We start from the raw sequence: 24,768 nt of genomic DNA, 5'->3' as shown, positions 1-24,768 counted from the left end.
CGGATCGGCGTCATGCGGGCGCGGGCATGGAATGCCAAGGGCCCTGTTCCCATACTCGGCGGCCAGTGCCCATTCTTCAGCCCCCCATGCCCGCCACCCCCACCGAGACCATCGCCCCGTTCATGTTGCTTCAGGGGCGCGTCGAATCGCGGCGCGTGCTGCGGCCCGCGCCCGATGGACCGCGCATGGAAATCAGCTTCAGCGCCGCGCTCGCGTCCGCCCGCCTGGGCCCGGGCAGCGCGGCCTGCAGCTTCATCGGCCGCCTCGGCCCCGACGGCCACTACCAGTGGCAAGGGCGTGGCGCGCTCTTCCTGGGCGCGGGCACGGTCACGACGCGCAGCCGGGGCCAGGGCCAACGGCGGGGCAACACCATCGTCTACCAGGGCGCCATGGTCTTGCGGTCGCACGCGAGCGCGCTGCGATGGCTCGACGGCCTGCAGGCGTCCTTCGAATACGTGCAGGACCTGGCGAGCCTGGACGTCACCGTGCGCTGCGAGGAAGCCAGCGCCGCAGAGACCGCCCACCCCTCCACCCCACAGAAAGGACTTTCCCCATGCTGATGCATCAGTTGATCACCGACGGCGCGATGCGCCACCCCGACAAGACCGCCTTCGTCTGGGTGGACCGGCAGGCCCGCCTGTCGTACGCCGAGGCCGTCGCGCAGATGGAGCGCATGGCCGGCGCGCTCGCGCACCTGGGCGTGCGCCAAGGCGACCGCGTCACGGTGTTCGCGCACAACGGCATGGACTACCTGCTGGCCATGCTGGGCGCGTGGCGCATCGGCGCGATCGCGGCGCTGGTGAACGTCAAGTTCAAGGACGACCTGGCCTACTACCTGGCCGACCACCGCCCGCGCGTGCTCATCTACACCCACGACATGCGCGACGCCGTGCTCGCGGCCGTGGCCCAGGTGCCGGGCATCGACCACCTGGTGTGCATGGACGGCGCGCAGCCGGGCGCCCACGCCCTGCCCGAGCTGATGGCCCAGGCCTTCGCGGCGCCGCCCGACCCCGAGGACGAGACCGGCATCGCCCACCTCTCCTACACCTCGGGCACCACCGGCAAACCCAAGGGCGCCTGCCTGAGCCACGAACCCACGGTGCGCGCCAGCCGCTGCATTGCCGAACGCCTGCGCGTGCGAGCGGAAGACGTCTCGTTCGGCCCGACCGCGCTGTCGAGCTCCTACCAGCTGGTGGGCAACCTGCTGCCCGCGCTCTCGCGCGGCGCGACCGTGCACGTCATGCGGTTCTGGACCCAGACCGCCGGCTGGGACGCGCTCGAACAGGCGCAGGCCAGCATCCTGGTGGGCAACCCCACGCTGCTGGAAGAGCTGCGCACCGAAAGCGCCCTGCGCGGCCGCGCGCCCGGCCGCCTGCGCATGGGCCTCTCGGGCGGCGGGCCGGTGCCGCCGACCCTCAAGCGCGCCTGGCGCGACGAACTGCGCCTGCCGCTGGTGGAGACGCCAGCCGCGCCTACGCGTTCTGGCAACTGGCGGCGGACATGGGCAGCCCGAGTGCGATGGCTTATCTGGGCAAGGCGCTGGATGCCACGTACAACAACCCGCAAGCCGGATTCTGGGAAAACCGCACTGTGGCGCTCAAGATGCTGGGGTGCGGCTTGGCGCAGGGCCATGGGCAGGCGGCATACGAGTTGGGGTTGGCCTTGAATGGCAACGATGCCTCCCTGGGTGACGACTACGGACGTGCCTTGGCGGCGCTGCACAGCGCAGTCAAGTTCGGCAACGCGAAAGCGGCAGATGCACTGTCGGTGAAGTTTAGAACGGGTCAACCCATCGTGGGCCGTGCAATTGACAGGATTCGCGCCGACCGCTATGGCACCTTGGGCGATGCACTGCGGCGCAACCCCGACCTGCGCTTCCCCAACCTCGACAAAGTCCTCCCCCTACCGCCGGCCGTGTTGCCGCCTTGGGACGGTCAGCGCCAGAGCCTGATCGACGCCGCCAAGGGCGTTCGCCTCGCCCCCCAGCCGCTCACCACCTCGGCCCACCAGCTCCCGCCCCATGACCGCGCCCACATCCCCCCGGGCCACAGCGTGCAGCTGCCCGCCGAACTGGCCAACCTGGCCCGCCGCACCCCGTTGGAGGGCATCACCACCGTCTGGCTCGGGTCGCGCTACAGCAGCGACGTGACCCGCGCCCCGCACACCGGCTACTGGCAGGCCCGTGTGCTGCCCGACCGCCCCCACCACAACCCCCGCGCCCCCCAGCTTCGCAGCGAATTCGCGCAACTGCCGCCCCTGCGCTTCCAGCAAGGCGAGTTCATGCGCCTGACCATGGGCCACACCGATGTGCCGCACGAGGACTGGGTGCACGACCTCGTGGACTGGCACTTCGTGGGCGTGGCCCTGCCCCAGCGCCTGCCGCCAGACTGGCTGGCGCGCGCCGATCTCGTGCATGCCCTGACCACGGCCACGCGCACCACCTGCCTGAGCGGGGAGCGCTGCCCGCAGAGCGGCATCTGGCAGCCCTACGCACTGGACAAGGCGCACCCCGCAGCACCGCTGCTGAGCACGGCCGTGTTGAACGAAAACTGGAAGCGCCAGGCATTCGTGCAGCAGGGTGAGCGCATGCCCCGCCTGGGCGCACAGGGCCTGCCCGTGGAAGACGACCAGGTGGGCTGGTGGTTGATGCAGGCTTGCGAAGTGGGCTCTGGCACACCCATCACGACCTGAAGAAACTCCTGCCGTCGAACATCCTTCAGAAAAGACCAAGTCCTCGCACCAAGCGGCTCAGTTCGTGGGCCCGGGTGCGTCGAGTTCCCGGAAATCCGGCAGGCCAGCGTCGAGCAGGCGGCCCCGGTGCAGCACGCGGCGCTGCGGCCGGCCGCAGGCCTCGGCGCTGTTGCGGCCCGCCAGCAGCACGAGGTCGGCCGGTGCGCCCACGCGCAGCCGGCCATCCCAGGCCAGCCCCATCGCGGCGGCGGGCGTGGTGGTGATGCTGTGGATCCAGCGCGCGAGCGGGTCGTCCAGGTGGGCCGCGAGCGAACCCAGTGCCAGCACCTGCAGCAGGTCGAAATCGGCGAAGGGCACGAAGGCGTCCTGCACGTTGTCGGAGGCCAGGCTGACCGCCACGCCCAGCGCCCGCGCCTCCCGCAGCGGCGCGATGCCGCGCAGGCGCGGCGTGCGGCCTTCGCCACCGTCCTGCAGTTGCAGGTTGGCCAGCGGCAGGCCGATCAGCGCAACGCCGGCCTCGACCAGCGCGCGCAGCACGGCGTGGCCTTCGTCGGCCGGCACCACCGACAGGGCGCAGGCGTGCCCCACCGTCACCCGCCCCTGCCAGCCATGGCGCGTGGTCAGGCGGGCGATGCCGCGCAGGCCTTCGATGTCGTTCTGCAGGTGTTCGTCCGCGTGAAAGTCCAGGTCCAGGCCGTGCGCCACGGCCAGGTCGAACACGCGTTCGAGCAGGCCGCGCTGGCCCGGCATGGGGTGCACCGAGGCGCCCAGCACGCCGCCTTGTTCGGCCACCACCGCCGCCACGGCGGCGCCTGCGCCGGTGTCGGCGAACAGGGCCAGCGGCGAGAGGGAGCTCAGTTGCAGCTCCATGCGGTCCGACCACGCGCGGCGCAGGGCCTGGCCCACGGCCCAGGCCGGCGGTGTGGCCGCGCTCACCCAGTCGATGTGCGTGCGCATCGCGCGCGTGCCGTGCGCGTGGGCCGTGCGCAAGGAGAATTCCATGCGGCGCCGGATGTCCGCGGCCGTCCAGCGCGCGCGGTCTTCGCCGGAGGCGGCTACGGCTTCGCGCAGCGTGTGGTGGTGACCACCGATGCGGGTTGCGGTGTGGCTCTTGTCCAGGTGGGTGTGCAGGTCCACCCAGCCCGAGCTCACGATGCCGTCGGCGAGGTCCACCACCGGCAGGCCGTCGTCCGCCACGGCCGGCGCCAGCGCATCGATGCGGCCGCCCCGCATGCGCAGGCAGACCGTGCGCAGGCCCGGTGCGGCCGGCGCGAAGGCCTCGCGCGCTGCGGCGTCGAGCAGCGGTTCGGGCACGCGCGCGCGGGCCAGCCAGCAGTCGCCCGCCGGAAACGCCGCTGCCCCGGCTACCACGCCGTGGCGCTGTGCAGCGAGACCAGGGGCACGCGATGCACGTCTTCGAGCACCTGGGCGAACTGGCCGCCCACGAAGTCCAGCGTGGCACGCCCCTTCTCGGCCGTGGCCAGCATCGCATTGCCGCAGGCGCCCTGCGGGTTCAGGTCCTGCGTCTGCCAGGCGACGCGGGCCTTGCCCTCCACGTAGGACAGGTAACGCGAGCCCTCGCTGAGGGCACGGTCGGTGCTGGCGAAGTCCTTGGCCCGGTCCATGTGCACGAACTCGGGGTGGATCTGCAGCAGGATGGAACTCTCCAGCTCACCCGCGTGGATGCCGTGGCGCATCTCGTCGTCGCCGATCAGCCCATCGGGCAGGCCGAGCTGGTACCAGTTCACGCACACCACCAGCATGTCGAAGCGCTCGCGCAGGTCACGGGCCACGATGTCCATGACGGACTCCTGCCCGCCGTGGCTGTTGAACAGCACCAGCTTGCGCACACCGGCGGCGGCCACGCAGGCCCCGATCTCGCTCCACAGGGTGATCAGCGTCTGCGCGGACAGGGTCAGCGTGCCCGGGTAGCGCGAGTGCTCGTTGCTCTTGCCGATGGGCTGCGTGGGCAGGAACAGCACCGGCAGCTCCGCGCCCAGGTGCGGCAGCGTGGCCGCCACCATGGCGTTGACGGTGGCCGTGTCCACCGACATCGGCAGGTGCGGGCCGTGCTGCTCGATCGCGCCCACGGGCAGCACGGCGATCACGCTGGCCCGGTCCAGGCGCGAGAAGGCCTCGCTGGTCAGGTCGGCCCAGAAGCGGGAGGGCACGGTGGCGGAGAAGGTCTCGGCCATGGCAGCGCCCTTCACGCCGAGGCGGTTTCGACACGGATGCCGAAACGCGCCAGGTTGCGCGGCGTGCGCACCTCCTTCTCGCCGCGCGCCTCCATCATCTTCAGCAGCCGCCGGCGCATCGCCAGGCCCGGCCGGTCGGTGTACATGTGGGCCTCCTCGGCGTGGGCGGGTGCCAGCGGCACGTCCGGGTCCAGCCCTTCGAGGATCAGGATGTCCTCGTTGGTGATGCGGCGGTCCATCTCGATGCAGTCGGCCGCGCTGACCTCGGCTTCCGTGTCGTTGCGGTAGATCCATTGGCACAGCATGGAGCGCTCGTCGTCGATGGGCGTGGCCGAGGTCACCAGCGAATGGATCAGGCCGTTGGGGTAGTTGATCTGCGACTTGCGCATGAAGGGCATGTACCACTGGCTGACCATGTGCCGCACCGACTCCAGCCCGCTGTCGCGCACCACGCGCTGGATGTGTTCGTCGGCATTGAGCACCGGCACATCGCCACGCAGCACCAGGCCGTGCTCGGTTTCCTCGATCTCGGTCTTGCGCGGCTTGGCGTCCACCATGTTGCCGAAGGTGCCCTTGTGAACGAAGCCGGTATGCGAGAAGTCGAAGAAGTTTTCCATCAGGCGCAGGCCGGTGGCGCGGCAGGGTTCGTAGAACTCGTGGATCAGGCGGAAGCCCGGCGCCCCGTCTTCTTCCAGCACCGGAATGGTGTTGATCGGATCGGGCTCCAGGCAGACCCAGACGTAGCCGTAGCGCACCTCCGTCAGGTGGCTCTTCACCTTGTAGGGAATCTTCTGGGCCTCGGGGCTCTGCGGCATGGACACGCATTGGCCCGTGCAGTCGTAGGCCCAGCCGTGGTAGCCGCAGACGATGCGGTCGTTCTCCAGCCAGCCCATCGAGAGCTTGGCGGTGCGGTGGCAGCAGCGGTCCTCCATCGAGGCGTAGCGCCCTTCGCCCACCTTCCAGAGCACGATGTCTTCACCCAGCAGCCGGAAGGCCTTGGGGTGGCCGGCGTCCAGCAGGTGGGTCGGCATGACGGGGTACCAGAAGTGGCGGAACATGGGTTGTTGGGTGATCAGCATGGGTGTGTCTCTCTCGGTTATTGGGGGTACAGCTGTTTGATGAATTGCAGGTCGTAGGCCTTGCGTGGGTCGAGTCCGGCGGGCAGGGCCTTGGCGGCCACCATCTCCTGGTAGAAGGCCGCCCAGCGGGCATCGCTCATGGCGCCGATCCGGCCGCCCGAGGCGTCACCCGACTCGACCAGCCCATGGCGCTTCATCTGAGCCATGGCGTAGGCGATCTGCTCGTCGCTCATCTGCGGGTTGTTGGCCTTGATCAGGCGCGAGGCCGGCGCAGGGTCCTTGAAGAAGGCGCGCCAGCCCTCCACCGTGGCCTTGACGAAGTCGGCCACCAGCCGGGGGTTCTCCTTGATGAGCCGCTGGGTGGTGTCGATCGTGTAGCTGTAGCTGGACCAGCCCTCGTCGGCCAGCAGCAGGCAGTCCATGGCGAGGTTCTGGCGCTTGAACTGGAAGCCGTCGTTGGTGATGAAGCCCTGTTGCACCATCCTGGGGTCCTGCAGCAGGGCCGCGTAGCTGGTGTCGAACGGCCGCAGCTGGCTGTCGTCGAAACCGTGGCGCGCCTTCAGCCAGGGCCAGAAACTGCCGCGCGCGAGCTGGGCCACGCGGATCGGCGCGCCCTTCATGTTCTCGAGCTTCGCGTACGCACCCTGGTGGTGCACCAGGCACTGCGGGTCGCGCTGGAACACGGCGGCCACCGACACCAGCGGGATGTCCTCGCGCACCGCGTTGAGGGCCCGCATGCTCCAGCCGTTGACGAAGTCCATGCGGCCCGAGACCATCAGTTGCATGTTGTTGCCCTGCGGGCCCACCTGCGTCACCTTCACGTTGAGGCCGTGTTTTTCGTAGATGCCTTCGGCCAGCGCCGCGTAGTAGCCGCCGTGTTCGGCGGAGGCGTAGAAACTGAGCGCCACGTTGACCTCGCGCGGGGCCTGTGCCTGCGCGGGGAGCGCCACGGCGGTCAGCGACACGAGACAGGCGGCCAGGGCGCCGCGCGCCGAACCAAGAATCGATCGGACATTCATGGGAGAACTCCTGTTGGGGGGTGGGTCGAAAACGGAACGGGTCAAACTCAGTGCTCGGTCTTGACGGTGCTCTCGTGCCACGCGCCCAGCACGCGGTTCGAGATGAAGACCATCAGCGCGAACAGCACGATGCCGGTGAGCGAGATCAGGAACAGCGAGGCGAACATGCGCGGCACCTTCAGCTGCACGCCCGATTCGAGAATGATGTAGGCCAGCCCCGACTGCGTGCCGCCGGTGCCGGCCACGAACTCGGCCACCACGGCACCGATCAGCGCCAGTCCGCTGCTGATGCGCGCGCCGGCGAAGAAGTAGGGCAGCGCGGCCTTGAGCTTGAGCCGGGTCAGGGTCTGCCAGTTGGAGGCCCGGTAGATGCGGAACAGGCTCTGCAGGTTGGGCGCCACCGAGCGCAGGCCCAGCGTCATGTTGGAGACGATGGGAAACAGCGCCGTGATGCTGGCGATCGTCACCAGGGCCACGAAGGTGTTGCTGACCCAGATGATGATCAGCGGCGCGATCGCCACGATGGGCGTCACCTGCAGGATCACCATGTAGGGCATGACGCTCTGTTCCAGCAGGCGGCTCTGCGACAGCAGGAACGAGATCGCCACGCCCAGCAGCACCGCCACCGCGAAGGCCAGCACCGTGACCTTCAGCGTGAACAGCAGGCCGGTGAAGAGCAGGTCCGAGTCCGCGTACAAGGCCTTGAGCACGTCGATCGGTCCCGGCAGCACATACACCGGCAGCGACAGGGCCACCACCACCAGCTGCCACACGGCCAGCAGACCCACGCCGATGGCCAGCACCGGCAGCTTGCTCGAGCCCCAGTTCACCTGGCGCGCGGCGTTGCGGGAAATGTCCGGGCTTTTCATGGTGCGATCTCCTCGCCCCGGCTGGCCGCGTCCAGCGCGGCGCTCAGGCGGGTCATGTACTGCAGGTACTCCGCGGACAGGCGGAAGGCCGTGCCCCGGGGGAAAGGCGCGTCGATGCCCACTTCGGCGATCACGCGCCCGGGCCGGGCCGCCATCACCACCACGCGCGACGACAGGTAGACCGCCTCGTGCAGGCTGTGCGTGACGAACACCACCGTGAGCTTGCGCTCGTGCTGGATGCGCATCAGGTCGTCGTTGAGCTTGTTGCGCGTCATCTCGTCCAGCGCACCGAAAGGCTCGTCCATCAGCATCAGGTTGGGCTCGGTGACGAGGGCTCGTGCGATCGACACGCGCATCTGCATGCCGCCCGACAGCTCACGCGGGTAGGACTGCTCGAAGGCCCCCAGACCGACCAGATTCAACACATCTTCTACCTTGCGGCGGATCGTGGCGCGGTCCAGCGTGCCCTTGAGTTCCAACGGCAGGGCCACGTTCTCGAACACGCGGGCCCAGGGCATCAGCGTGGGGTCCTGGAAGACGAAGGCGAGCTTCTGGTCGGGCCGCTCCAGCACCGGGGTGGTCTCGCCCCACCACTGGATCGATCCTTCGGTGACCGCGCCCAGGCCCGAGAGGATGCGCAGCAGCGTGCTCTTGCCGCATCCCGAGGGACCGATCAGGGTGACGAAGTCGCCGCTCCAGATCTCCAGCCGGGCCCGTTCGAGGGCCACCGTGCCATTGGCATAGCGCTTGCTGACGTTGTCGACCTGGATGATCGGCGCGCCCCGGTGGTAGAGGCCCTTGCCATCGCACCGGGGCAGCTCGGCCCTCGCGGTGTTCAAGGCGTTCAAAACTGCGGTGTCCAAACCTGTTGCTCCTCGTGGGTGACCGGCCTCTTCGAACCGGTGTTGCCTGGAATGTCCCTGGACTCTCGTGCCTTGCGCCACCGCGCCAAGGTTGAACTAGTATCCCGATGTGCCAACCCCCAGTCCATGCGGACTGTGTATGAAAACCATGCGCCAAAAAGATGATCTGTCGCTGAACTTCTACCTGCTCCGGTGCCTGGTCGCGCTGGTCGATCACTCGCAGGTGACGCGCGCCGCCGATGCGCTGGACATCAGCCAGCCCGCCATGAGCCGGGCCATGAGCCAGCTGCGGCAACTGACCTCGGACCCGATCCTGGTCAAGGCCCAGGTCGGGCTTGTGCCGACCGCCAAGGCCATGCAGCTGCGCGAGTTCGCGCTGCGCATCCTCCACGAGATGGACCAGCTGCTCGGGCAGGCCATCGCGTTCGACCCCGAGACAGCCCGCCGCAACTTCCGGGTGGTCGCCACGGACTACCTGGAATGCGTGTTCATGGACCCCCTGGTCACGCGCCTGGCGCAGAACTACCCCGGCATCTCGGTCTCGGTCTGCCACCCGGTGCATCCGCGCAACCTCAACCAGGTTCTGGAGAGCGGCGAAGCCGACTTCTGCGTGGGCATGCTGCCGCCCGCGGTGGAGGACCTGCGCCACCGCGTGATCTTCCGCGACCGCGTGGCCTGCGTTGCGGCCAAAGGCCACGCGGCCGCCGCCCAGACGCTCAGCCCCGAGGCCTTCGCCGCGCTCGACCACGTCGTGATCAAACCGACGGTGCACGCGTTTGGCGACGCGGTCGACAAGGCCCTGTCCCAACTCGGGCTGGCGCGCCACATCCGGCTCACGACGCCGAGTTACCTCTCCGTGCCGTATCTGATCGAAAAGACCGGCATGGTGGCCCTGATCCCCGAGTCACTGGCCCGGCGCTTCTGCGAGCGCTTCGCGCTCGCCACCGTGGAGGTGCCGATCGAGCTGCCGCCCTACGACGTCTACCTGTACTGGCACGAGCGCACGCACCACCACCGGGACCACATCTGGTTCAAGGAACAGGTGATGCTCGACCTCAAGGGCGCGGGTTAGAGGTCGAGCACGAGGCGCTCGCCGAGCGACCCGGCGCAGCAGAGTGCCAGCTGGTGCTGCCGCTCGTGCGCGCTGAGGAAGGCGTCGCCATGCACGGGCTGGCCTGCGAGGTAGGGCGTCACGCAGCTGCCGCACACCCCGGCCTCGCAGGAGGTGAGCGGGTTCAGCCCCGCGCCCCGCAGCGCCTGCAGCAGGGTCTGCCCCGCCTCCACCCGCACGCTGCGGCCGCTGCGCGCCAGCACCACGGTGTAGCGGTCGAGCCCCTTCGGGTTCGCCGGCGGTTCGGCCGCGAAGCGCTCCTCGTGCACCTGCCCACCGGGGCGTTCACCGGTGGCGCGCCGGGCCGCGGCCAGGAAGCCCGCCGGGCCGCACACATAGAAGTGCGTGCCCTCGGGCTGGCCGGCGCAGAACGCCGCCAGATCCACCTGCTGCGCCGGCGCGTCGTCGAAATGAAAATGCACCGAGCTGGCCCAGGGTGCCGCCCGCAGGCTGTCGAAAAAGGCCGCATGGGCGCGGCTGCGCGCGAAACAGGCCAGCTTGAAAGTGCGGCCCCGGCGCCCGAGTTCGCGCGCCATGGCCACCAGGGGCGTGATGCCGATGCCACCCGCCAGCAGGCAGTGGTGAGCCGCCTCCGGCACCAGCCGGAAGTGGTTGCGGGGCGCGCCGATCACCAGTCGGGTGCCCACCGCCAGCGTGTCGTGCATCCAGCGCGAACCGCCCCGGCCGGCCGCCTCGCGCTTCACCCCCACCACGTAGGGGCCGTTCGCCTCGTGCAGGTTGCACAGCGAGTAGGGGCGCGGGCCTGCGGCGGTGTGCACGTCGATGTGCGCGCCGGCTTCGAACACGGGCAAGGGCCCCTCCAGGCCACTCAGTTCAAAGCAGGACACTTCGTCGGTCTGGCGCGACACGGCGCTGACCACCACATTCAACAACAGGTTCTGATTCATGCGCGCAGTATCTGGAGCGCGCCCTGTCCCCGACAAGCGCGCACGGCGCATGGGCCGCATCCACCCAGCGCATGCCCTGCGCACGGCTCAGTCCGTGCCGTGGCCCAGGCCGAGCAGGAAGAGCGCGTGCGGCCGCCCCGCGTGCGCGGCCTGTTCCAGCCAGGCCGTGGCGCGTGGCACATCGCGCGGCACGCGCGGCCCGTAGGCGATCGGCCCCTGCATGAGCATGTAGCCCGCGCGTTCGGCGGCTTCGGCGTCGCCTTGCGCGGCGAGCCGTTCGTAGAGCGCGAGCGATCGTTCGTAGTCGCCGACGTGGTGGGCATGGTGGGCCTGCTCGATGCCGATGGGCTGCGCGCTGGCGTGGCTGGCGGCGGCCAGCAGGATGGCACCGAGGCAGAGGGCGCGGCGAAGGGGGGGGTGTGACATGGGGATCTCCGGGTGGGTGAAAAGGATCAGGACAACAGCGGCGCCAGCGCCGCCTGGATGCGCTGCAGCTGGGGCGTCGTGGTCATGGCCACCAGCAGTTGCCGAAAGCGCGGCGACTGCAGGCCCGAGCCGATGTACTGCCAGCGGTAGGCGTCCAGCAGGCCGGCGACGAGGCGGGCGTCCTGCCCCGGCGCGAAGCGGCGCGGGTTGGTGTCGCTGAAGTAGCGGGCGTCGGCGGTGGCCTGTTGCCGCAGAATGCCGTCGATGGCGCCCAGCAGGCCGATCAGGTCGTCCACCGCCACGTCGCGCTCGCGCGGCGTGAGGCGCCCGTGTTCGCGCTCCCACTCCAGCTCGTCGAGGATGGCGTGCTGCGACTCCTCCTTCCAGTGGAAGAGGAACACGTCTTTGTAGAGCCCGGCGATGTCTTCCATGGGCTGGATGCTCTGGCGGTAGTGCACCTGGGTGAAGAGCTCGATGTGGCAGGTGAGCGCGAGCACCGCCCAGGTGGAGGCCTCCAGCACCTGCGAGGCCACGGCGTTCGCGGTGGGCAGGAACTCGTAGCCTTCGGCCATGCCCGTCGCCGCCAGGCGCTCGACGCGGCGGAACAGCGCCTGGTGCTTGAGTTCCTCGTCGGTGAAGCGCACCAGCGCCTCCAGTGCGACCTGGTCGCCGAACCAGTGGTGGCGGCTGCACGAGAGCATCTGGATGCCGATGAAGCGCTCGACCAAGCCGAACATGTTGGCGTAGGTGCGGCCCTGCACCTGGCTCAGCCGCAGCTGCTCGGCGGGTTTCAGGAAATCGAGCCGGCTGATGCGCGAGAGCCCGTCGGGCAGGAAGGGTTTGCCGAAGTCGAGCCGGCGGGCGCGGATCACGTCGTGCTCGATGTCCCAGCGCACGCGGCGCGAGGCGGCGATGCAATGGGCGTAGCGCTCGGTGTGGACGGTGGTGTGGGTCATGCGTCTGAGTTCCATGGGAAGGGGTTCATTCAATGAAGGTCAGCTCGCGCTCGGGCGCCTGCGCGGCCTCCAGCGCGGCCACGATGTCGAGCAGTCGCGCCTCGGCCGCGCGCCAGCCGGCCTCGAACAGGGCCGGCATGGCGGCGGTCTCCCACAGGCCGACCGGGCGCTCCAGGTCCAGCTCCAGACCGATCAGCTTCTGCCCCCGGGCCTGTGCGGCCTCGGTGCGCGCCTGCATCAGGTTGTTGATGAGCGTGGTGCTGGTCTGCGCCACCAGGCGCGAGACGCGGTCCACCCGGCGCGGCAGGCCGCCGAAGAAGCCGAGCGAGAGCACGACGCGCGCATCGGCCGCCGCCGCCAGGGGCAGCGGGTCGGAGAGCACGCCATCGACCAGGCGCCGCCCGCCGATGGCCACGCTGGGGAACAGGATGGGCACGGCCATGCTGGCGCGCAGCGCGTCCACCAGGCGGCCTTGCGTGAGCACCACGGCCTGGCCGGTGGCGGCGTCGGTGGCGGCCACGCGCAATGGCGTGGGCAGGTGCTCCAGGTGCGTGTCGCCGAAGGCGTTGCCGATGCGCTCGGCGATCAGACGGTCGTCGCGCAGCGCGAAGCCCTCGCCAAAGCCCGCGAGTTTCGGCGCGACCAGTTGCAGGTAGGCGCGCCAGCGGCGCTGCTGCGTGAGCTCGGCCGACCACAGGGTGGTGGCCATGCGCACGGCCTCTTCACCGTGAAGGCCCTGCGCCACCTGCGCGCCGAACAGCGCGCCCGAGCTGCAGCCCACCACCAGATCGGGCCGGATGCCTTCACGCGCCAGGCGCTCGGCGATGCCCAGGGCGGCGATGCTGCGCACACCGCCGCTGCCCAGCACCAGGGCCAGGCGGCGTGGAAACGACGAGGACGCGGCGCTCAGCATGACGGCTCCTGTTGGGCCAGAAAATCCACCACGCGGCGGATCACCTCGGGGTTGCGCGCCACGCGGTGGTGCCCCAGGCCGTGCATGGCCTTGAACTGCGTGCAGGGCATCGCGGCCGCGAGCGAGAGCCCGTGCTCGAACGGAATCTCTTCGTCGGTCTCGTCGTGCACCAGCAGCGCGGGCAGACCGGCCTGGCGCGCCATCTCCAGCACCGACATGCGCCCCCAGTCGAGCCGGCCGCCGTAGCGCTGCACGAAGAGCTCGCGCACGCGCCCCAGCACCTCGGGCGTGAGGCCGATGTGCCGCGCGAACATCTCGACGAACCAGTTGCAGTGGTTGAAGGAGCTGATGAGCACCAGCCGCGAGGTGGCCATGCCCCAGTCGCGGGCGGCGAACATCGCCATCGCGGCGCCGAAGGAATGGCCGATGACGGCGTGCAGCGGACCGGCGTGGCGCGCCACGGCCGCCACGGCGTTGGCGAACTCCACCATGTCGGTTCGGTGGCCCGACGAGCGCCCATGTGCCGGTGCATCGAAGGCCACCACGCGGAAGCCCGCGTTCAACAGCGGGCCCACCATGCGACCCAGGTGCATGGCGTTCGAGCCCCAGCCATGCACCAGCAGCACCGCCGGCCCCTGCCCCCACTCGTACACCGCGAGCTCACCCGCGCCGCACGGCAGGCGGCGCAGGCGCGTCTGCTCGCGCACCGCCAGCGGCCACTTGCCGAGCGCCGCTCGCGGTGGCGTGGCGAGCTGGCGGTAGGCCAGGCGCGCGGCCACGGCGGGCGCGCAGCGGCACAACCAGCGGTAGGCGCTGCGCAGCAAGGGCGTGCCGCGCGTTTCGGCAAAGCGGCCCACGCGCGGCGGGCGTGGGCTCGGCACCAAGGCGGGGGGCGCGTGGGGCGATTCGAGATCGGGCGAGAACTGGTGTCTCATGGGGGTTCCTTCGGTCGGGCCCGCCACACGGACGGCGTGGCAGGGTTTTGAATCTACCGACGCACCCGCTGCGCAACCACGTGAAATTGGTCATGCCCCGAAGGGCAGGGGCACGCACCTACAGCCCTTGCAAGGCCGCGTGAAGCTGCGCGCTGGACACCGGTTTGATCAGCAGCGGCAGGCGGTGCCGCGCGGCCGATTCGCGCAAGGCCGCGTGCGTCTCGCCGCTGATGAGCAGCACGCGCTGGCCCCGCTCACGCAGGGTCAGCGCGAGGTCCAGGCCCGAGGCCGCGTGCGGCAGCCGCACGTCGCAGATGGCCACGTCGCCATGCGCCGCCTGCGCCAGCGCCTCGGCCGCCGTCTCCACGTGCAGGACCTGCAGACCCCAGCCCTCGAGCTGGTCTCGCGTGGCGCCGGCCACCAGCGAGTCGTCTTCCACCAGCAGCACGCGCTCCACCGCGAACGCGGGCGACGGCACGGCGTGCCCGGGCAAGGGCAGCAGCGCACCCGGCATCGAATGCGCTTCGTGTGCCGGCGCCGGCGCGGCCTCGGGTGGCGGTTCGGCGCGCGGCAAGCTCACCGTCATGCAGCTGCCCTGCCCCAGCGCCGAGCGCACCACGATGTCGCCGTTCATCAGCAGCGCGAGCCGCCGCGCGATCGCCAGCCCCAGGCCCAGGCCCTGGCGGCGGTCGCGCGCCTCGTTGTGCATCTGCACGAACTCTTCGAAGATGCGCGCCTGCGCCTCGGGCGCGATGCCCAGGCCCGCATCGCGCACCTGCAGCCGCCAACACCCACCGCCACCCCAGCGCAGCGCCACCAGCACGGTGGCCCCGGCGGGCGAGAACTTGATGGCGTTGTCCATCAGGTTGGACAGCACGCGCACCAGCATCAGCCCATCGGCCAGCGCGAAGGCCTCGGGGCGCACCAGCGCGACGATGCGCACGCCCGCCGCCTCGGCCACGGCGCTGTGCTGGCGCACCAGGCTCGCCACCAGTGGCGCGAGTTCGGTGGGCCGCAGCTCGGCCTGCACCACGCCCGAGTCCATGCGCGTGAGGTCCAGCACCTGCGACAGCAGGTCGTCGAGCGCGCGCCACGACTGGCCGATGCCGTCGATGGCGCGCAGGGCCGCGCGGTCCTGCGCGCGCTCGGCCAGGCTCACCAGCGGCGTGAGGTACAGGCCGATGGCGTGCACCGGCTGGCGCAGGTCGTGGCTCACCGCCGCGAAGAAGCGCGACTTCGCCAGCCCCAGCGCCGCGATCGTGTCGGCTGCCGCCTCGGCGCGGCGCCGCTGCTCCACCTGGCGCATCACGCCGATCTCCTGCGCGCGCGAGAGGAACACCATGGTGATGGTCATGAGGAGGCCGCCGATGCCCATCAGCACCAGCAGCGTGTGGCCGCCCAGGCCATCGACGATCAGGCGCACCGAGGTCGGCAGCACCGCCAGGCACAGCGCGATGGTGGTGCGCACCACATCGCCCGTGAGGCGCACCGCGATCAGCGTGGCATTGCCCAGCAAGTAGCTCATGAGCACCGCGAGCATGGGCACGTTGTCGGGCACGTAGAGGAACCAGCAGGCGCTGCCCACGAAGGCCATCAGCACCCACATGTACAGGCGGTACGCGCGCTGGCGGCGCGCCTTGGGCAGGGCGCGGAACGCCGGGCGGTTGACGTGCCACCAGCGCAGCAGGCCCATGCCCGCGATGACCGAGAACCACGCGGCCGGCTGTTGCCAGGGCAAGGCGGTGGCGAACATGAGCGCGCACAGCAGCTCGCAGGCGCGCAAGGCCCAGAGCGAGGCCACCGTGTGGGCGCTGTCCTCGGGGTCGGGCTGATCGTCCCGGCCCGCGCGGGGGGAAAGGGCGTCCCGGTGCATGCCGACATCTTGCGCACCGGCGGGCCGCCCGTCTTCGCAATGCGCGCGCCAACGCCTGGCAGGGCGTGCGAGGCCGTCAACACACTGTCATCAAAAGGTCGCATCGCTGTCATGGCAGGGCGGCAAGCTCGGCCCCGATCCGCATCCATTGAATACAACGAAGGCACCCTCTCATGAAACTGCACTCCCCTGCCCTGCTCGCCCTGGCCGTCGCCGGCCTGGGTTTTTCCGCCCAGGCCCAGACCGCCTACCCGGCCACCCTCGCCGGGCACGCCTTGCTGCCTGCGCAGACCCTGATCCCAGCGCCCAAGGACGCGCCGGCCGAACTGCGCGTCAGCGGCAAGTTCACCACCGACCGCCGCGTCGAGGCCATCGGCAGCGTGGAAGGGCTGTCCGCCGGCCGGCCCACGGGGGTCTCGCTGCCCTTCAAGGGTCAACCCGTTCAAGGCCACTCGGGCATCAAGCGCATGGCCGATGGCAGCTACTGGCTGCTGACGGACAACGGCGCCGGCGCCAAGGCCAACTCGCCCGACTTCATGCTGTTCCTCAACCACTACCGGGTGGACTTCAAGAGCGGGCAGTTCAAGCGCCTGGGCACCGTGTTCCTGCACGACCCCGACAAGAAGGTGCCCTTTCGCATCGTGCACGAGGGCACGGTACAGCGCTACCTGACGGGCTCGGACCTCGACACCGAGAGCTTCCAGATCGCGGACGGCCACTTCTGGATCGGCGACGAGTTCGGCCCCTACCTGATCAAGGCCGACATGAAGGGCCGCGTGAAGGCGGTCTACGAAACCCAGGTGGATGGCAAGACCGTGGTCTCGCCCGACCACCCGGCGGTGAAGACGCCTGGCGCGCAGGGCGGCGAGGTGAAGTTCCAGGTGCGCCGTTCCAAGGGCTTCGAGGGCATGGCCTCATCGCCCGACGGCAGCAAGCTCTACCCCCTGCTGGAGGGGGCCGTGTGGGACGAGGCCGCCCAAGCGCCGGAAGCCATCGACGGCAAGCAGTACCTGCGCGTGCTGGAGTTCGACGTGAAGACGGAGCAGTGGACCGGCCGCCACTGGAAGTACCTGCTGGAAGCCAACCACCACGCCATCGGCGACTTCAACATGATCAGCCCCACCGAAGGCCTGATCATCGAGCGCGACAACGGCGAAGGCACGGCCGACAAGGCCTGCCCGCAAGCCACGAAGCGCGCCGACTGCTTCCACGACCTGGCCAGGTTCAAGCGGGTCTACAAGGTGGAGCTGAACGAGGCCAGCGTGGGCGGCCCCTTGCGCAAGATCGGCTACATCGACCTGATGAACATCGCCGACCCGAACCAGCTGGCCCGCAAGCCGCTGAACAACGGCGTGCTGACCTTCCCGTTCTTCACCATCGAGAACGTGGACATCGTCGATGCGCGGCACATCGTGGTGGGCAACGACAACAACCTGCCGTTCTCCAGCAGCCGCGACCCCAACAAGGCGGACGACAACGAACTGGTGCTGCTCGAAGTGGGCGACTTCCTGTCGGCGCGCTGAGCGCCGGCCGAGCGGGCTTCACAGGCGGTCGGCGTCGAGCTGCGCCGCCTGGGTGCGGTTGGACACCTGCAGCGCCTTGAAGATCTCGCTCATGTGGTTCTTCACCGTGCCTTCGCTGATGCCCAGGGTGCGCGCGATGAGTTTGTTGCTCATGCCCTGGCGCAGCAGCTGGCGCACCTCTTCCATGCGCGGCGTGAGCACCACTTCGGGCCGGCGCGCCTCGGGCGAGCGGTGCGCGAAGGGCAGCTTGCGGCCCTGCAGCGCCGCTCCGATCGCGGCCAGGATCTGCGCCGAGGGCGCGCTCTTGGGCACGAAGGCGTGCACGCTGGGAATCTCCAGCGTGCGCCGCACCACGTCGGGCGAGGTCAGCGCGGAGATCACCACCAGCGGCAGGCCCGGGTGGCGGTGCGCGAGCTCGGCCAGGCGAAAGCCGCGCTCCATGCCGGGCATGTTCAGGTCCACCAGGGCCAGACCGGCCATCGGTTGCGCCCGCGCGGCGCGCATCAGCGCATCGCCGTCGCCCACTTCGAGGCAGACCACCTCGCCCAGCAGGCCGGCCACGAGGCCGCGCATGCCATCGCGCACCAGCGCGTGGTCGTCGGCGATCAGGATCGTGATGGGGGACGCATCGAGGCACACCCCCGCATCTTGCGCGCGCAAGGCCGGCCCGTCTTCGCAATGCGCGCGCCGACGCTGGGCAGCGCGTGCAGGAACCGCGCGGGCCGCTCAGTCCTGGCGGAGCAGTTCGCGGCCGATGATGAGTTGCTGGACCTGCGTCGTGCCTTCGTACAGGCGCAGCAGGCGCGCGTCGCGGTAGAAGCGCTCGACCGGATACTCGTTGATGTAGCCGGCGCCGCCATGGATCTGCACGCCCCGGTCGGCCACGCGGCCCACCATTTCCGTGGCGAAGAGCTTGGCGCATGCGACCCGCATGGAGATGTCCGGATCGGAGACGTTGACCGGCTTGCGCTCGAAAAGCCGGGCCACCTCCTTCACCAGCGACCACCCCGCGAGGCATTCGGCCTGGCTGTCGGCCAGCATCGCCTGGATCAGCTGGAATTCACCGATGGGTTTGCCGAACTGCCTGCGGTCGCGCGCGTAGCGGCGCGATTCGTCCAGGATGCGCGAGGCCAGGCCGCAGGAGACGGCCGAGATGTTGAGCCGGCCGCGGTCGAGCACCTTCATCGCGGTCTTGAACCCCTGGCCGGGTACGCCGCCGATGATGTTGGTGGCCGGCACGCGCACGTTCTCCAGGATCACGTCGCAGGTCTGGGTGCCGCGCTGCCCCATTTTTCTGTCCTTCTTGCCGAGCTTGAGCCCGGGGGTGTCGGCCGGCACGATGAAGGACGAGATGCCACCGGCGCCCGGCCCGCCCGTGCGGGCCATGAGGGTGAAGGCACCGGCGCGTGGGGCGTTGGTGATGAAGCGCTTGGTGCCGTTGAGCACATAGTGGTCACCGTCCGGCTCGGCCCGGGTCTTGAGCGAGGCCGCGTCGGTGCCGGCATCGGGCTCGGTGAGCGCGAAGGACATGATCAGTTCGCCGCTGGCCACCTGGGGCAGGTACCGCGCCTTCTGCTCGGCGGTGCCGTCGATCAGGATGCCCTGGGAGCCGATGCCGATGTTGGTGCCGAACACCGATCGGAAGGCCGGCGCGGTGCGGCCGAGTTCGTGGTTGACCAGCACTTCCTGGCTCACCGACAGGCCGATGCCGCCGTATTCCTCGGGCACCGTGAGGCCGAACAGGCCCATCGCCTTCATGTCCTCGACCAGGTCGGCCGGCACCTCGTCGTGTTCCTCCAGGTGGCTCTCGGCCGGCACGAGGCGCTCGGCCACGAAGCGCTGGAGGGTGGGCAGCAGGATGTCGAAGGATTCGGCGTCGAGGGACATGGGTTCAATCGGAGGATCAGCGGTGTTGGAATTCGGGGGGACGCTTGTCCAGGAAGGCGTGCATGCCCTCGTGCGCGTCGGCGCTGGCGAAGCGCTCGTACAGCGCGTGGCGCTCGAACAGGATCCCTTCGGTGAGCGGGCTTTCCCAGGCGCGGTTGACCGCCGCCTTGACAGCCATGAGCGCGGGCAGCGAGAAGCCGGCGATCTGCCCGGCGAGCGCCATCGCGCGGTCCAGCAACTCGGCATCGGGCACCACGCGCGACACCAGGCCATAGCGGTCGGCTTCGTTCGCGTCCAGCGTGCGCGCGGACAGACACATGTCCATGGCCTTGGCCTTGCCAATGGCGCGCGGCAGGCGCTGCGTGCCGCCGGCGCCGGGCAACATGGCCAGGCGGATCTCGGGCAGCGCGAACTTCGCCGACTCGGCCGCGACGACGATGTCGCAGGCCAGGGCCAGTTCGCAGCCGCCGCCCATGGCGTAGCCGGCCACGGCCGCGATCACGGGCTTGCGCACGCGGCGGATGGTTTCCCAGTTGCGCGTGATGAAGGCGCCCTGGTAGACGTCCATGAAAGACCAGTCCGCCATGGCCTCGATGTCGGCGCCGGCCGCAAACGCCTTCTCGCTGCCGGTGATGACGATGGCGCCGATGCCGGGATCGGCGTCGAAGTCCAGCAGCGCCGCGCCCAGCGCGTCCATCAGAACGTCGTTGAGGGCGTTGAGCTGGCGCGGCCGGTTCAGCGTGATGAGGCCGACGCGGCCGCGCGTCTCTACCCGGATGCTCTGGTCTTGCATGGTGTTCAAGGGCTCAGTCGACGGCGATCTTCTGGTCCTTGATCAACTTGGAGAGCAGCGCGCCTTCTTCGCTCAGCAAGGTCTTGAATTCGGCGGTGGACAGCGGCACCGGCTCGGCACCGAGATCGCCGTAGCGGGTTTTGGTGGCGGGCAGCGCCAGGGCCTTGCCCAGTTCGCGGCTCATGCGCGCGACCAGCTCGGGGGGCGTGCCGTTGGGCGCCCACATGCCGAACCAGATGTCCATGTTGGCGCCCGGGAAGCCTTGTTCGCCGATGGTGGGCACGTCAGGAAAGAAGGGCGATCGCTTGGCGCTGACCACACCGAGCAGCTTGACCTTGCCGGCGCGGATGTGCGGGAAGGCGATGCCAGGGTCGCAGACGAAGTCGGCCTGGCCGGCCATGACGTCCTGCAAGGCCGGGGCCGCGCCGCGGTAGGGCACGTGGGTGATGAAGGTGCCGGTGGCCTGCTTGAACAGCTCGCAGGCGAGGTGGGGCGGGGTGCCCGCGCCGGCCGACGCGTAGGACAGCTTGCCCGGCTGCGCCTTGGCGAGGGCGACGAGCTCGCGCGCGTCCTTGGCCTCGACCTGCGGCTTGGCCACCAGGTACATCTGGGTCTTGCCCACGCCGCCCACCGGCATCAGGTCGCGCGAGGGGAGGATGGTCGATTTGAAGAGCGAGGGGTTGGCGGTCTCCACCGACGTGGGCGCGATCAGGAAGGCGTAGCCGTCTGGCGCGGCGCGGATCACGTCCGCCGCCGCGATGTTGCCGCTCGCACCGGGCTTGTTGTCGATGATGACGGTCTGCCCCAGCGATTCACCGATCGCTTGCGCGAGGATGCGCGCCATGACGTCGGTGCTGCCGCCAGGGGCGAAGCCCACCACGATGCGGATGGTCTTGGTCGGCCACGGGGCGGCCGACGGCGTCTGCGCGAGCAGCGTGCTGGCCGCGCCGAGCGCGCAGAGCGAGAAGGCCGCGCGGCCGAGCCGGCGGGCCAGAGAAGAAAGGGGGGCGAATCTCATGGTGCTTGTCTCCGTGTTGGTTGAAAGGGACCGGGTGCTGTGTGCCGTTTCAGGACGCGCTGTCCTGCAGCATCTCGCGCAGCTTGAATTTCTGGATCTTTCCGGACGGTGTGGACGGCATGGCATCGCGCACGACCAGGCGCTCGGGGATGTACTGGACCGCGACCTTCTGGGCTTTGAGGAAGGTCTGGATCTCTGCCAGGTCGATGCCCTGGCCGGGCCGGGGCACGACCACCGCGCAGGCGCGCTCACCCAGGCGCTCGTCGGGGTACGCGACGATCGCGGCCATGGCGATGGCCGGGTGGCGATAGAGCAGCGATTCGATTTCCACCACCGGGATGTTTTCGCCGCCGCGGATGATCACGTCCTTGCTGCGGCCGGTGATGCGGATGTAGCCCTGCGCGTCGATGCGGGCCAGGTCGCCGGTGTCGAACCAGCCGTCGGCATCGGTGCCGTTGAGGTGCGGGCGGCGCAGGTAACCGCCGAAGTTGGAGCAGGCCCGCAGCAGCAGCTTGCCCGGCTCGCCGACGGGCAGGCTGCTGCCGTCGACGTCGACCACCTTCACCTCCACGCCCGGCAGCGGGCAGCCGTCGGTGTGAACGGAGCGCTCGTCGGCATCGTCCAGCCGCGTCAGGGTGACCGCGCCGTTTTCGGTCATGCCCCAGGCGGAGACGATCTTGGCGCCGAGCGCGGCGCGCGCCTGCTCCACCAGCGGCCCGGGGATCGGCGCCCCCGCGCACAGGAAGGTGCGCAGCGTCGGCACGCCCTGCCCGCTTTCGGTCACGGCCCGGGCCAGGTCGGTGAGGAAGGGGGTGGACGCCATGGTGAAGCTCACGCCTTCCTGCCGGATCAGCTGGATGGCCTGGCGGGGTTCCCAGATGTCCTGCAGCACCACGCGGGCACGCAGCAGGATCGGCATGATCAGGCCGTACATGAAACCGGTCTGGTGCGCCATGGGCGATGCCATCAGCACCACATCATCCGCGCCCAGTTGCAGGCGTTGCGCGTAGGGAATGATGTTGGCCATCACGGTGTTGGCCGAGTGCATCACGCCCTTGGGTTCGCCGGTCGTGCCGGAGGTGTAGATCAGCTGCGTCACGTCGTCCGGGCCGGGCCGGTGGCGCGACAGGATCTCGCGCGCATCGGGCGCGTCCTCCCAGGCCGGCCCGCTCAACAGCGCGTCGAAGCTGTTCGCGCCCTGCCCACCCACCACCACGACGTGCTTGAGATCGGGCAGCGTGGGTTGCAGCCCCGTCACCATGGCCTCGAAGTCGAAGCCGCGGAACAGCCTGGGCACGATCACGACCTTGGCTTCGCCGTGCTTGAGCATGAACGAGAGCTCGCGCTCGCGGAAGATGTGCATCAAGGGGTTGATCACCGCGCCGATGCGCGAGCAGGCCAGGTAGGTCAGCGTGAACTGCCACCAGTTGGGCAGCTGGCAGGCGACCACGTCGTTGCGGCCCACACCGAGCCGCGTGAGGCCCACGGCGATGCGGTCGGCCATGCGCGCGAGTTCGCGGTAGCTGAAGCGTTGCACGGCCCCGCCTTCCCCCTGCACCGCGGTGAGCGCGGTCTGGTCGGGGCAGGCCGCCACGCAGGCGTCCAGCTCGTCGTTGACCGTGCGGTCGTGCCAGTGGCCCTGGGCCACCATGTCTGCCCGCCGGGCGGGCAGCAGTACGGCGTCGAATTCCATCGGTTGGTCTCCTGCTTGTTGTTGGGGAAAAAGAGAGAGAGAGAGAGGGAATCAGGCGGGCACGGCCTGGCGGCCGGCGCGCGTGCGGGCCACGATGGTTTTCATGATTTGTGCCGTGCCGTCGCCGATCTGGAAGCCGAGCACGTCGCGCAGGCGCTGCTCCATCACACCGCGGTCATAGCCGCCGTGGCCGAACATCAGCAGACATTGGTGGATCACGTCGTACGCCAGCTTGGGCCCCCACCACTTGCACATGGCGGCCTCGGCGGTGTGGGGCAGTTGTTTGTCTTTCAGCCACAGGGTCTGCAGGCACAACAGCCGCGCGGCCACGACCTGGGTGTCGAAGTCGGCCAAGGGGTGCGACACCCCCTGGAACGCCGACAGAGGCTTGCCGAAGGCTTCGCGCTGCGCGACGTATTCCCAGGTTTCCTCCAGGGCCACACGCGCCACCGCCAACACCTGCAGGCCGATCAGGGCGCGCGAGAAGTCGAAACCTTGCATCACCTGCACAAAGCCCTTGTTCTCGTCGCCCAGCCGGTGGTCCACCGGCACGCGCACGTTCTCGAAGAACAGGGAGCCCCGGCCGATGGCGCGCTGGCCGTGGCAGTCGAAACGGTTGCGCGTGACGCCGGGGGTGTCCATAGGCACCAGCAGCGCCGTCACACCGTGGGCCGCCGAGTCCACGCTGCCGGTGCGGCCGAACACCACGGCCGCGTCGGCCTGGTCCGCGGCCGAGATGGAGGTTTTCTCGCCGTTGATGACGTATTCGTCGCCCACGCGCTCGATGCGCAGTCGCAGGTTGGCCGCATCGGAGCCCCCGCGTGGCTCGGTCAACGCGATGGCGAACAGCGCTTCGCCCTGCGTCAGTTTTGTCAGCCACGGCTGGACCACCTCGGGTCGACCATGCTCCGCCAGGATCTGGCCGTTGAGCGAGGCCAGCAGGTTGATGTAGCTCAGGCTGAGGTCGGCGCGGGCGATCTCTTCGTGGATCACACCCGCGGCCAGGCAACCCATGCCCTGACCGCCCACCGCCTCCGGCAACTCCGGCGCGATGAAGCCCATCTCGCCCATCTCACGCATCAGCGTGCGGTCCAGCACGCGGGTCTGGTCGCGCTCCAGAAAGCCGGGCGCCACGCGGCCCCGGGCAAAGCGGCGCGCATGCTCGGCCAGCGCGGCCAGATCTTCGTCGATGTAAGGGTTCATCGCGTCTCCTCGTTTCGCGCTTTATTTGGCGTACTGGCGGAAGTTCGGCTTGCGCTTTTCGGTCAGGGCGGCCACACCCTCGCGCGACTCTTCGGTGTCGTAGTACAGCTTGAGCGCGTACATGCCCAGGCCCGCGATGCCGCTCTGGTGCGAGGTGTCGGCGTTGAAACTGCGCTTGGCGATGGCAATGGCGGTCGGGCTGCGCTCGCAGATGGTTTCGGCCCATTCCTGCACAGTCGCATCCAGCTCGTCGGGCGGCACGCAGATGTTGGCCAGGCCCATCGCCACGGCTTCCTGGCCCGAGTAGCGCTTGTTCAGGTACCAGATCTCGCGCGCCTTTTTCTCACCCACCACACGGGCGAGGAAGGCGGTGCCGTAGCCCGGGTCGACCGAGCCCATCTTGGGGCCGACCTGACCGAAGATGGCCTTCTCCGACGCGATGGTCAGATCGCAGATGGTGCACAGCACGTTGCCGCCGCCGATGGCAAAACCCTGCACGCGGGCGATCACCGGTTTGGGCACGTCGCGGATGGCGTTGTGCAGTTCTTCCATCGGCAGGCCGATGGTGCCGCGCCCGTCGTAGTTGCCGTTGTGGGCCGACTGGTCGCCCCCGGTGCAGAACGCCTTCTCGCCCGCGCCGGCCAGCACGATGGCGCCCACGGAGCGGTCGTACCCGGCCTTGTTCAACGCGCGGATGATCTCGTCGCAGGTCTGCCCGCGAAACGCGTTCATCTTCTCGGGGCGGTTGATGGTGATCCAGGCCACGCCGTTGCGGACCTCGTACAGGATGTCTTCGAAGTTCATGGTGTTGCT

Annotated in this window: 24 protein-coding genes; 5 read left to right on the top strand and 19 right to left on the bottom strand. The window is 69.5% G+C overall.

The genetic code is table 11. From position 1 onward, the window contains the following. Window positions 1-86 precede the first annotated feature (86 nt). From ACODTB_RS14880 to ACODTB_RS14870, 3 genes are read left to right on the top strand one after another with little or no spacing between them, the layout of a single operon-like run. The gene (locus ACODTB_RS14880) at window positions 87-560 is read left to right on the top strand and encodes a hypothetical protein (protein ID WP_488929442.1); all 474 of its coding nucleotides are present in this window, start codon (window positions 87-89) and stop codon (window positions 558-560) included. After that, on the top strand, window positions 554-1,666 hold the full coding sequence (locus tag ACODTB_RS14875; protein ID WP_488929441.1) for a class I adenylate-forming enzyme family protein: 1,113 nt from the start codon (window positions 554-556) through the stop codon (window positions 1,664-1,666). Before ACODTB_RS14880 ends, ACODTB_RS14875 begins: the two co-directional genes overlap by 7 nt. Further along, entirely contained in the window at window positions 1,663-2,691 is a 1,029-nt protein-coding gene (locus ACODTB_RS14870; protein WP_488929440.1) for a DUF6396 domain-containing protein, read from the top strand. The genes ACODTB_RS14875 and ACODTB_RS14870 overlap by 4 nt, the downstream gene beginning before the upstream one ends. Window positions 2,692-2,748: 57 nt before the next feature. Here ACODTB_RS14870 and ACODTB_RS14865 read toward each other — a convergent pair whose 3' ends face one another. Genes ACODTB_RS14865 through ACODTB_RS14840 form a run of 6 tightly spaced genes read right to left on the bottom strand, consistent with a single transcriptional unit; the run spans window position 2,749 to window position 8,716 of the window. Next, complete coding sequence (locus tag ACODTB_RS14865; protein ID WP_488929439.1) at window positions 2,749-4,062, bottom strand: amidohydrolase family protein; 1,314 nt, start codon at window positions 4,060-4,062, stop codon at window positions 2,749-2,751. Next, on the bottom strand, window positions 4,056-4,886 hold the full coding sequence (locus ACODTB_RS14860) for a creatininase family protein (RefSeq protein WP_291112675.1): 831 nt from the start codon (window positions 4,884-4,886) through the stop codon (window positions 4,056-4,058). The genes ACODTB_RS14865 and ACODTB_RS14860 overlap by 7 nt, the downstream gene beginning before the upstream one ends. 11 nt (window positions 4,887-4,897) lie before the next feature. Continuing rightward, window positions 4,898-5,965 carry an aromatic ring-hydroxylating dioxygenase subunit alpha gene (locus ACODTB_RS14855; protein WP_291112677.1) on the bottom strand — a complete coding sequence of 356 codons (1,068 nt, stop codon included), beginning with the start codon at window positions 5,963-5,965 and terminating at the stop codon, window positions 4,898-4,900. Between the two features lie 17 nt (window positions 5,966-5,982). After that, entirely contained in the window at window positions 5,983-6,984 is a 1,002-nt protein-coding gene (locus ACODTB_RS14850; protein WP_291112679.1) for an ABC transporter substrate-binding protein, read from the bottom strand. 47 nt (window positions 6,985-7,031) lie between these two features. After that, window positions 7,032-7,853 (bottom strand): ABC transporter permease, encoded by an 822-nt coding sequence (locus ACODTB_RS14845; protein ID WP_291112680.1) that lies wholly within the window; start codon window positions 7,851-7,853, stop codon window positions 7,032-7,034. Then, window positions 7,850-8,716 (bottom strand): ABC transporter ATP-binding protein, encoded by an 867-nt coding sequence (locus ACODTB_RS14840; RefSeq protein ID WP_488929438.1) that lies wholly within the window; start codon window positions 8,714-8,716, stop codon window positions 7,850-7,852. The genes ACODTB_RS14845 and ACODTB_RS14840 overlap by 4 nt, the downstream gene beginning before the upstream one ends. A 148-nt stretch (window positions 8,717-8,864) precedes the next feature. Here ACODTB_RS14840 and ACODTB_RS14835 point away from each other — a divergent pair, with 148 nt between their 5' ends. Further along, a complete protein-coding gene (locus ACODTB_RS14835; protein ID WP_291112682.1) occupies window positions 8,865-9,788 on the top strand; it encodes a LysR family transcriptional regulator in 924 nt (307 codons plus the stop codon). Here the strand turns inward: ACODTB_RS14835 and ACODTB_RS14830 are convergent. The 6 genes from ACODTB_RS14830 to ACODTB_RS14805 form a co-directional block, all read right to left on the bottom strand. After that, window positions 9,785-10,735 carry a PDR/VanB family oxidoreductase gene (locus tag ACODTB_RS14830; RefSeq protein ID WP_291112684.1) on the bottom strand — a complete coding sequence of 317 codons (951 nt, stop codon included), beginning with the start codon at window positions 10,733-10,735 and terminating at the stop codon, window positions 9,785-9,787. The two genes, ACODTB_RS14835 and ACODTB_RS14830, sit on opposite strands and share 4 nt — an antisense overlap. Before the next feature lie 87 nt (window positions 10,736-10,822). Then, complete coding sequence (locus ACODTB_RS14825) at window positions 10,823-11,161, bottom strand: SEL1-like repeat protein (protein WP_291112686.1); 339 nt, start codon at window positions 11,159-11,161, stop codon at window positions 10,823-10,825. Between the two features lie 26 nt (window positions 11,162-11,187). After that, entirely contained in the window at window positions 11,188-12,132 is a 945-nt protein-coding gene (locus ACODTB_RS14820; RefSeq protein ID WP_291112688.1) for a hypothetical protein, read from the bottom strand. A 10-nt stretch (window positions 12,133-12,142) separates the two neighbouring features. After that, entirely contained in the window at window positions 12,143-13,030 is an 888-nt protein-coding gene (locus tag ACODTB_RS14815; protein ID WP_291112690.1) for a patatin-like phospholipase family protein, read from the bottom strand. Then, the gene (locus ACODTB_RS14810) at window positions 13,024-13,965 is read right to left on the bottom strand and encodes an alpha/beta fold hydrolase (RefSeq protein WP_291112692.1); all 942 of its coding nucleotides are present in this window, start codon (window positions 13,963-13,965) and stop codon (window positions 13,024-13,026) included. Before ACODTB_RS14810 ends, ACODTB_RS14815 begins: the two co-directional genes overlap by 7 nt. A gap of 118 nt (window positions 13,966-14,083) precedes the next feature. Further along, window positions 14,084-15,838 (bottom strand): hybrid sensor histidine kinase/response regulator, encoded by a 1,755-nt coding sequence (locus ACODTB_RS14805; RefSeq protein ID WP_291112694.1) that lies wholly within the window; start codon window positions 15,836-15,838, stop codon window positions 14,084-14,086. A gap of 173 nt (window positions 15,839-16,011) precedes the next feature. On the opposite strand from ACODTB_RS14805, the gene ACODTB_RS14800 reads away from it, so the two are divergent. After that, window positions 16,012-17,361: an esterase-like activity of phytase family protein gene (locus tag ACODTB_RS14800; protein ID WP_488929437.1), complete on the top strand. Its 1,350-nt coding sequence runs from the start codon at window positions 16,012-16,014 to the stop codon at window positions 17,359-17,361. Between the two features lie 18 nt (window positions 17,362-17,379). On the opposite strand, the gene ACODTB_RS14795 is transcribed toward ACODTB_RS14800, so the two are convergent. From ACODTB_RS14795 to badI, 7 genes are all read right to left on the bottom strand, one after another. Next, complete coding sequence (locus tag ACODTB_RS14795; RefSeq protein WP_291112698.1) at window positions 17,380-18,021, bottom strand: response regulator transcription factor; 642 nt, start codon at window positions 18,019-18,021, stop codon at window positions 17,380-17,382. A 66-nt stretch (window positions 18,022-18,087) separates the two neighbouring features. Beyond that, complete coding sequence (locus ACODTB_RS14790; protein WP_291112700.1) at window positions 18,088-19,248, bottom strand: acyl-CoA dehydrogenase family protein; 1,161 nt, start codon at window positions 19,246-19,248, stop codon at window positions 18,088-18,090. A gap of 16 nt (window positions 19,249-19,264) precedes the next feature. Next, window positions 19,265-20,041, bottom strand: a complete 777-nt coding sequence (locus ACODTB_RS14785; protein WP_291112702.1) for an enoyl-CoA hydratase — start codon at window positions 20,039-20,041, stop codon at window positions 19,265-19,267. A 13-nt stretch (window positions 20,042-20,054) separates the two neighbouring features. Continuing rightward, window positions 20,055-21,059: a Bug family tripartite tricarboxylate transporter substrate binding protein gene (locus ACODTB_RS14780; protein WP_291112704.1), complete on the bottom strand. Its 1,005-nt coding sequence runs from the start codon at window positions 21,057-21,059 to the stop codon at window positions 20,055-20,057. 49 nt (window positions 21,060-21,108) lie between these two features. After that, window positions 21,109-22,752 carry a cyclohexanecarboxylate-CoA ligase gene (gene aliA, locus ACODTB_RS14775; protein WP_291112706.1) on the bottom strand — a complete coding sequence of 548 codons (1,644 nt, stop codon included), beginning with the start codon at window positions 22,750-22,752 and terminating at the stop codon, window positions 21,109-21,111. 51 nt (window positions 22,753-22,803) lie between these two features. Beyond that, window positions 22,804-23,955, bottom strand: a complete 1,152-nt coding sequence (gene aliB / locus ACODTB_RS14770; protein WP_291112708.1) for a cyclohexanecarboxyl-CoA dehydrogenase — start codon at window positions 23,953-23,955, stop codon at window positions 22,804-22,806. Between the two features lie 21 nt (window positions 23,956-23,976). Further along, complete coding sequence (badI, locus tag ACODTB_RS14765) at window positions 23,977-24,759, bottom strand: 2-ketocyclohexanecarboxyl-CoA hydrolase (protein ID WP_291112710.1); 783 nt, start codon at window positions 24,757-24,759, stop codon at window positions 23,977-23,979. Between the last annotated feature and the right edge of the window lie 9 nt (window positions 24,760-24,768).

The organism is Hydrogenophaga sp. FG152, assembly GCF_057809615.1.
Note: the sequence above shows the minus strand (reverse complement) of the source record. Positions and strands in the feature narration are given on the sequence as shown.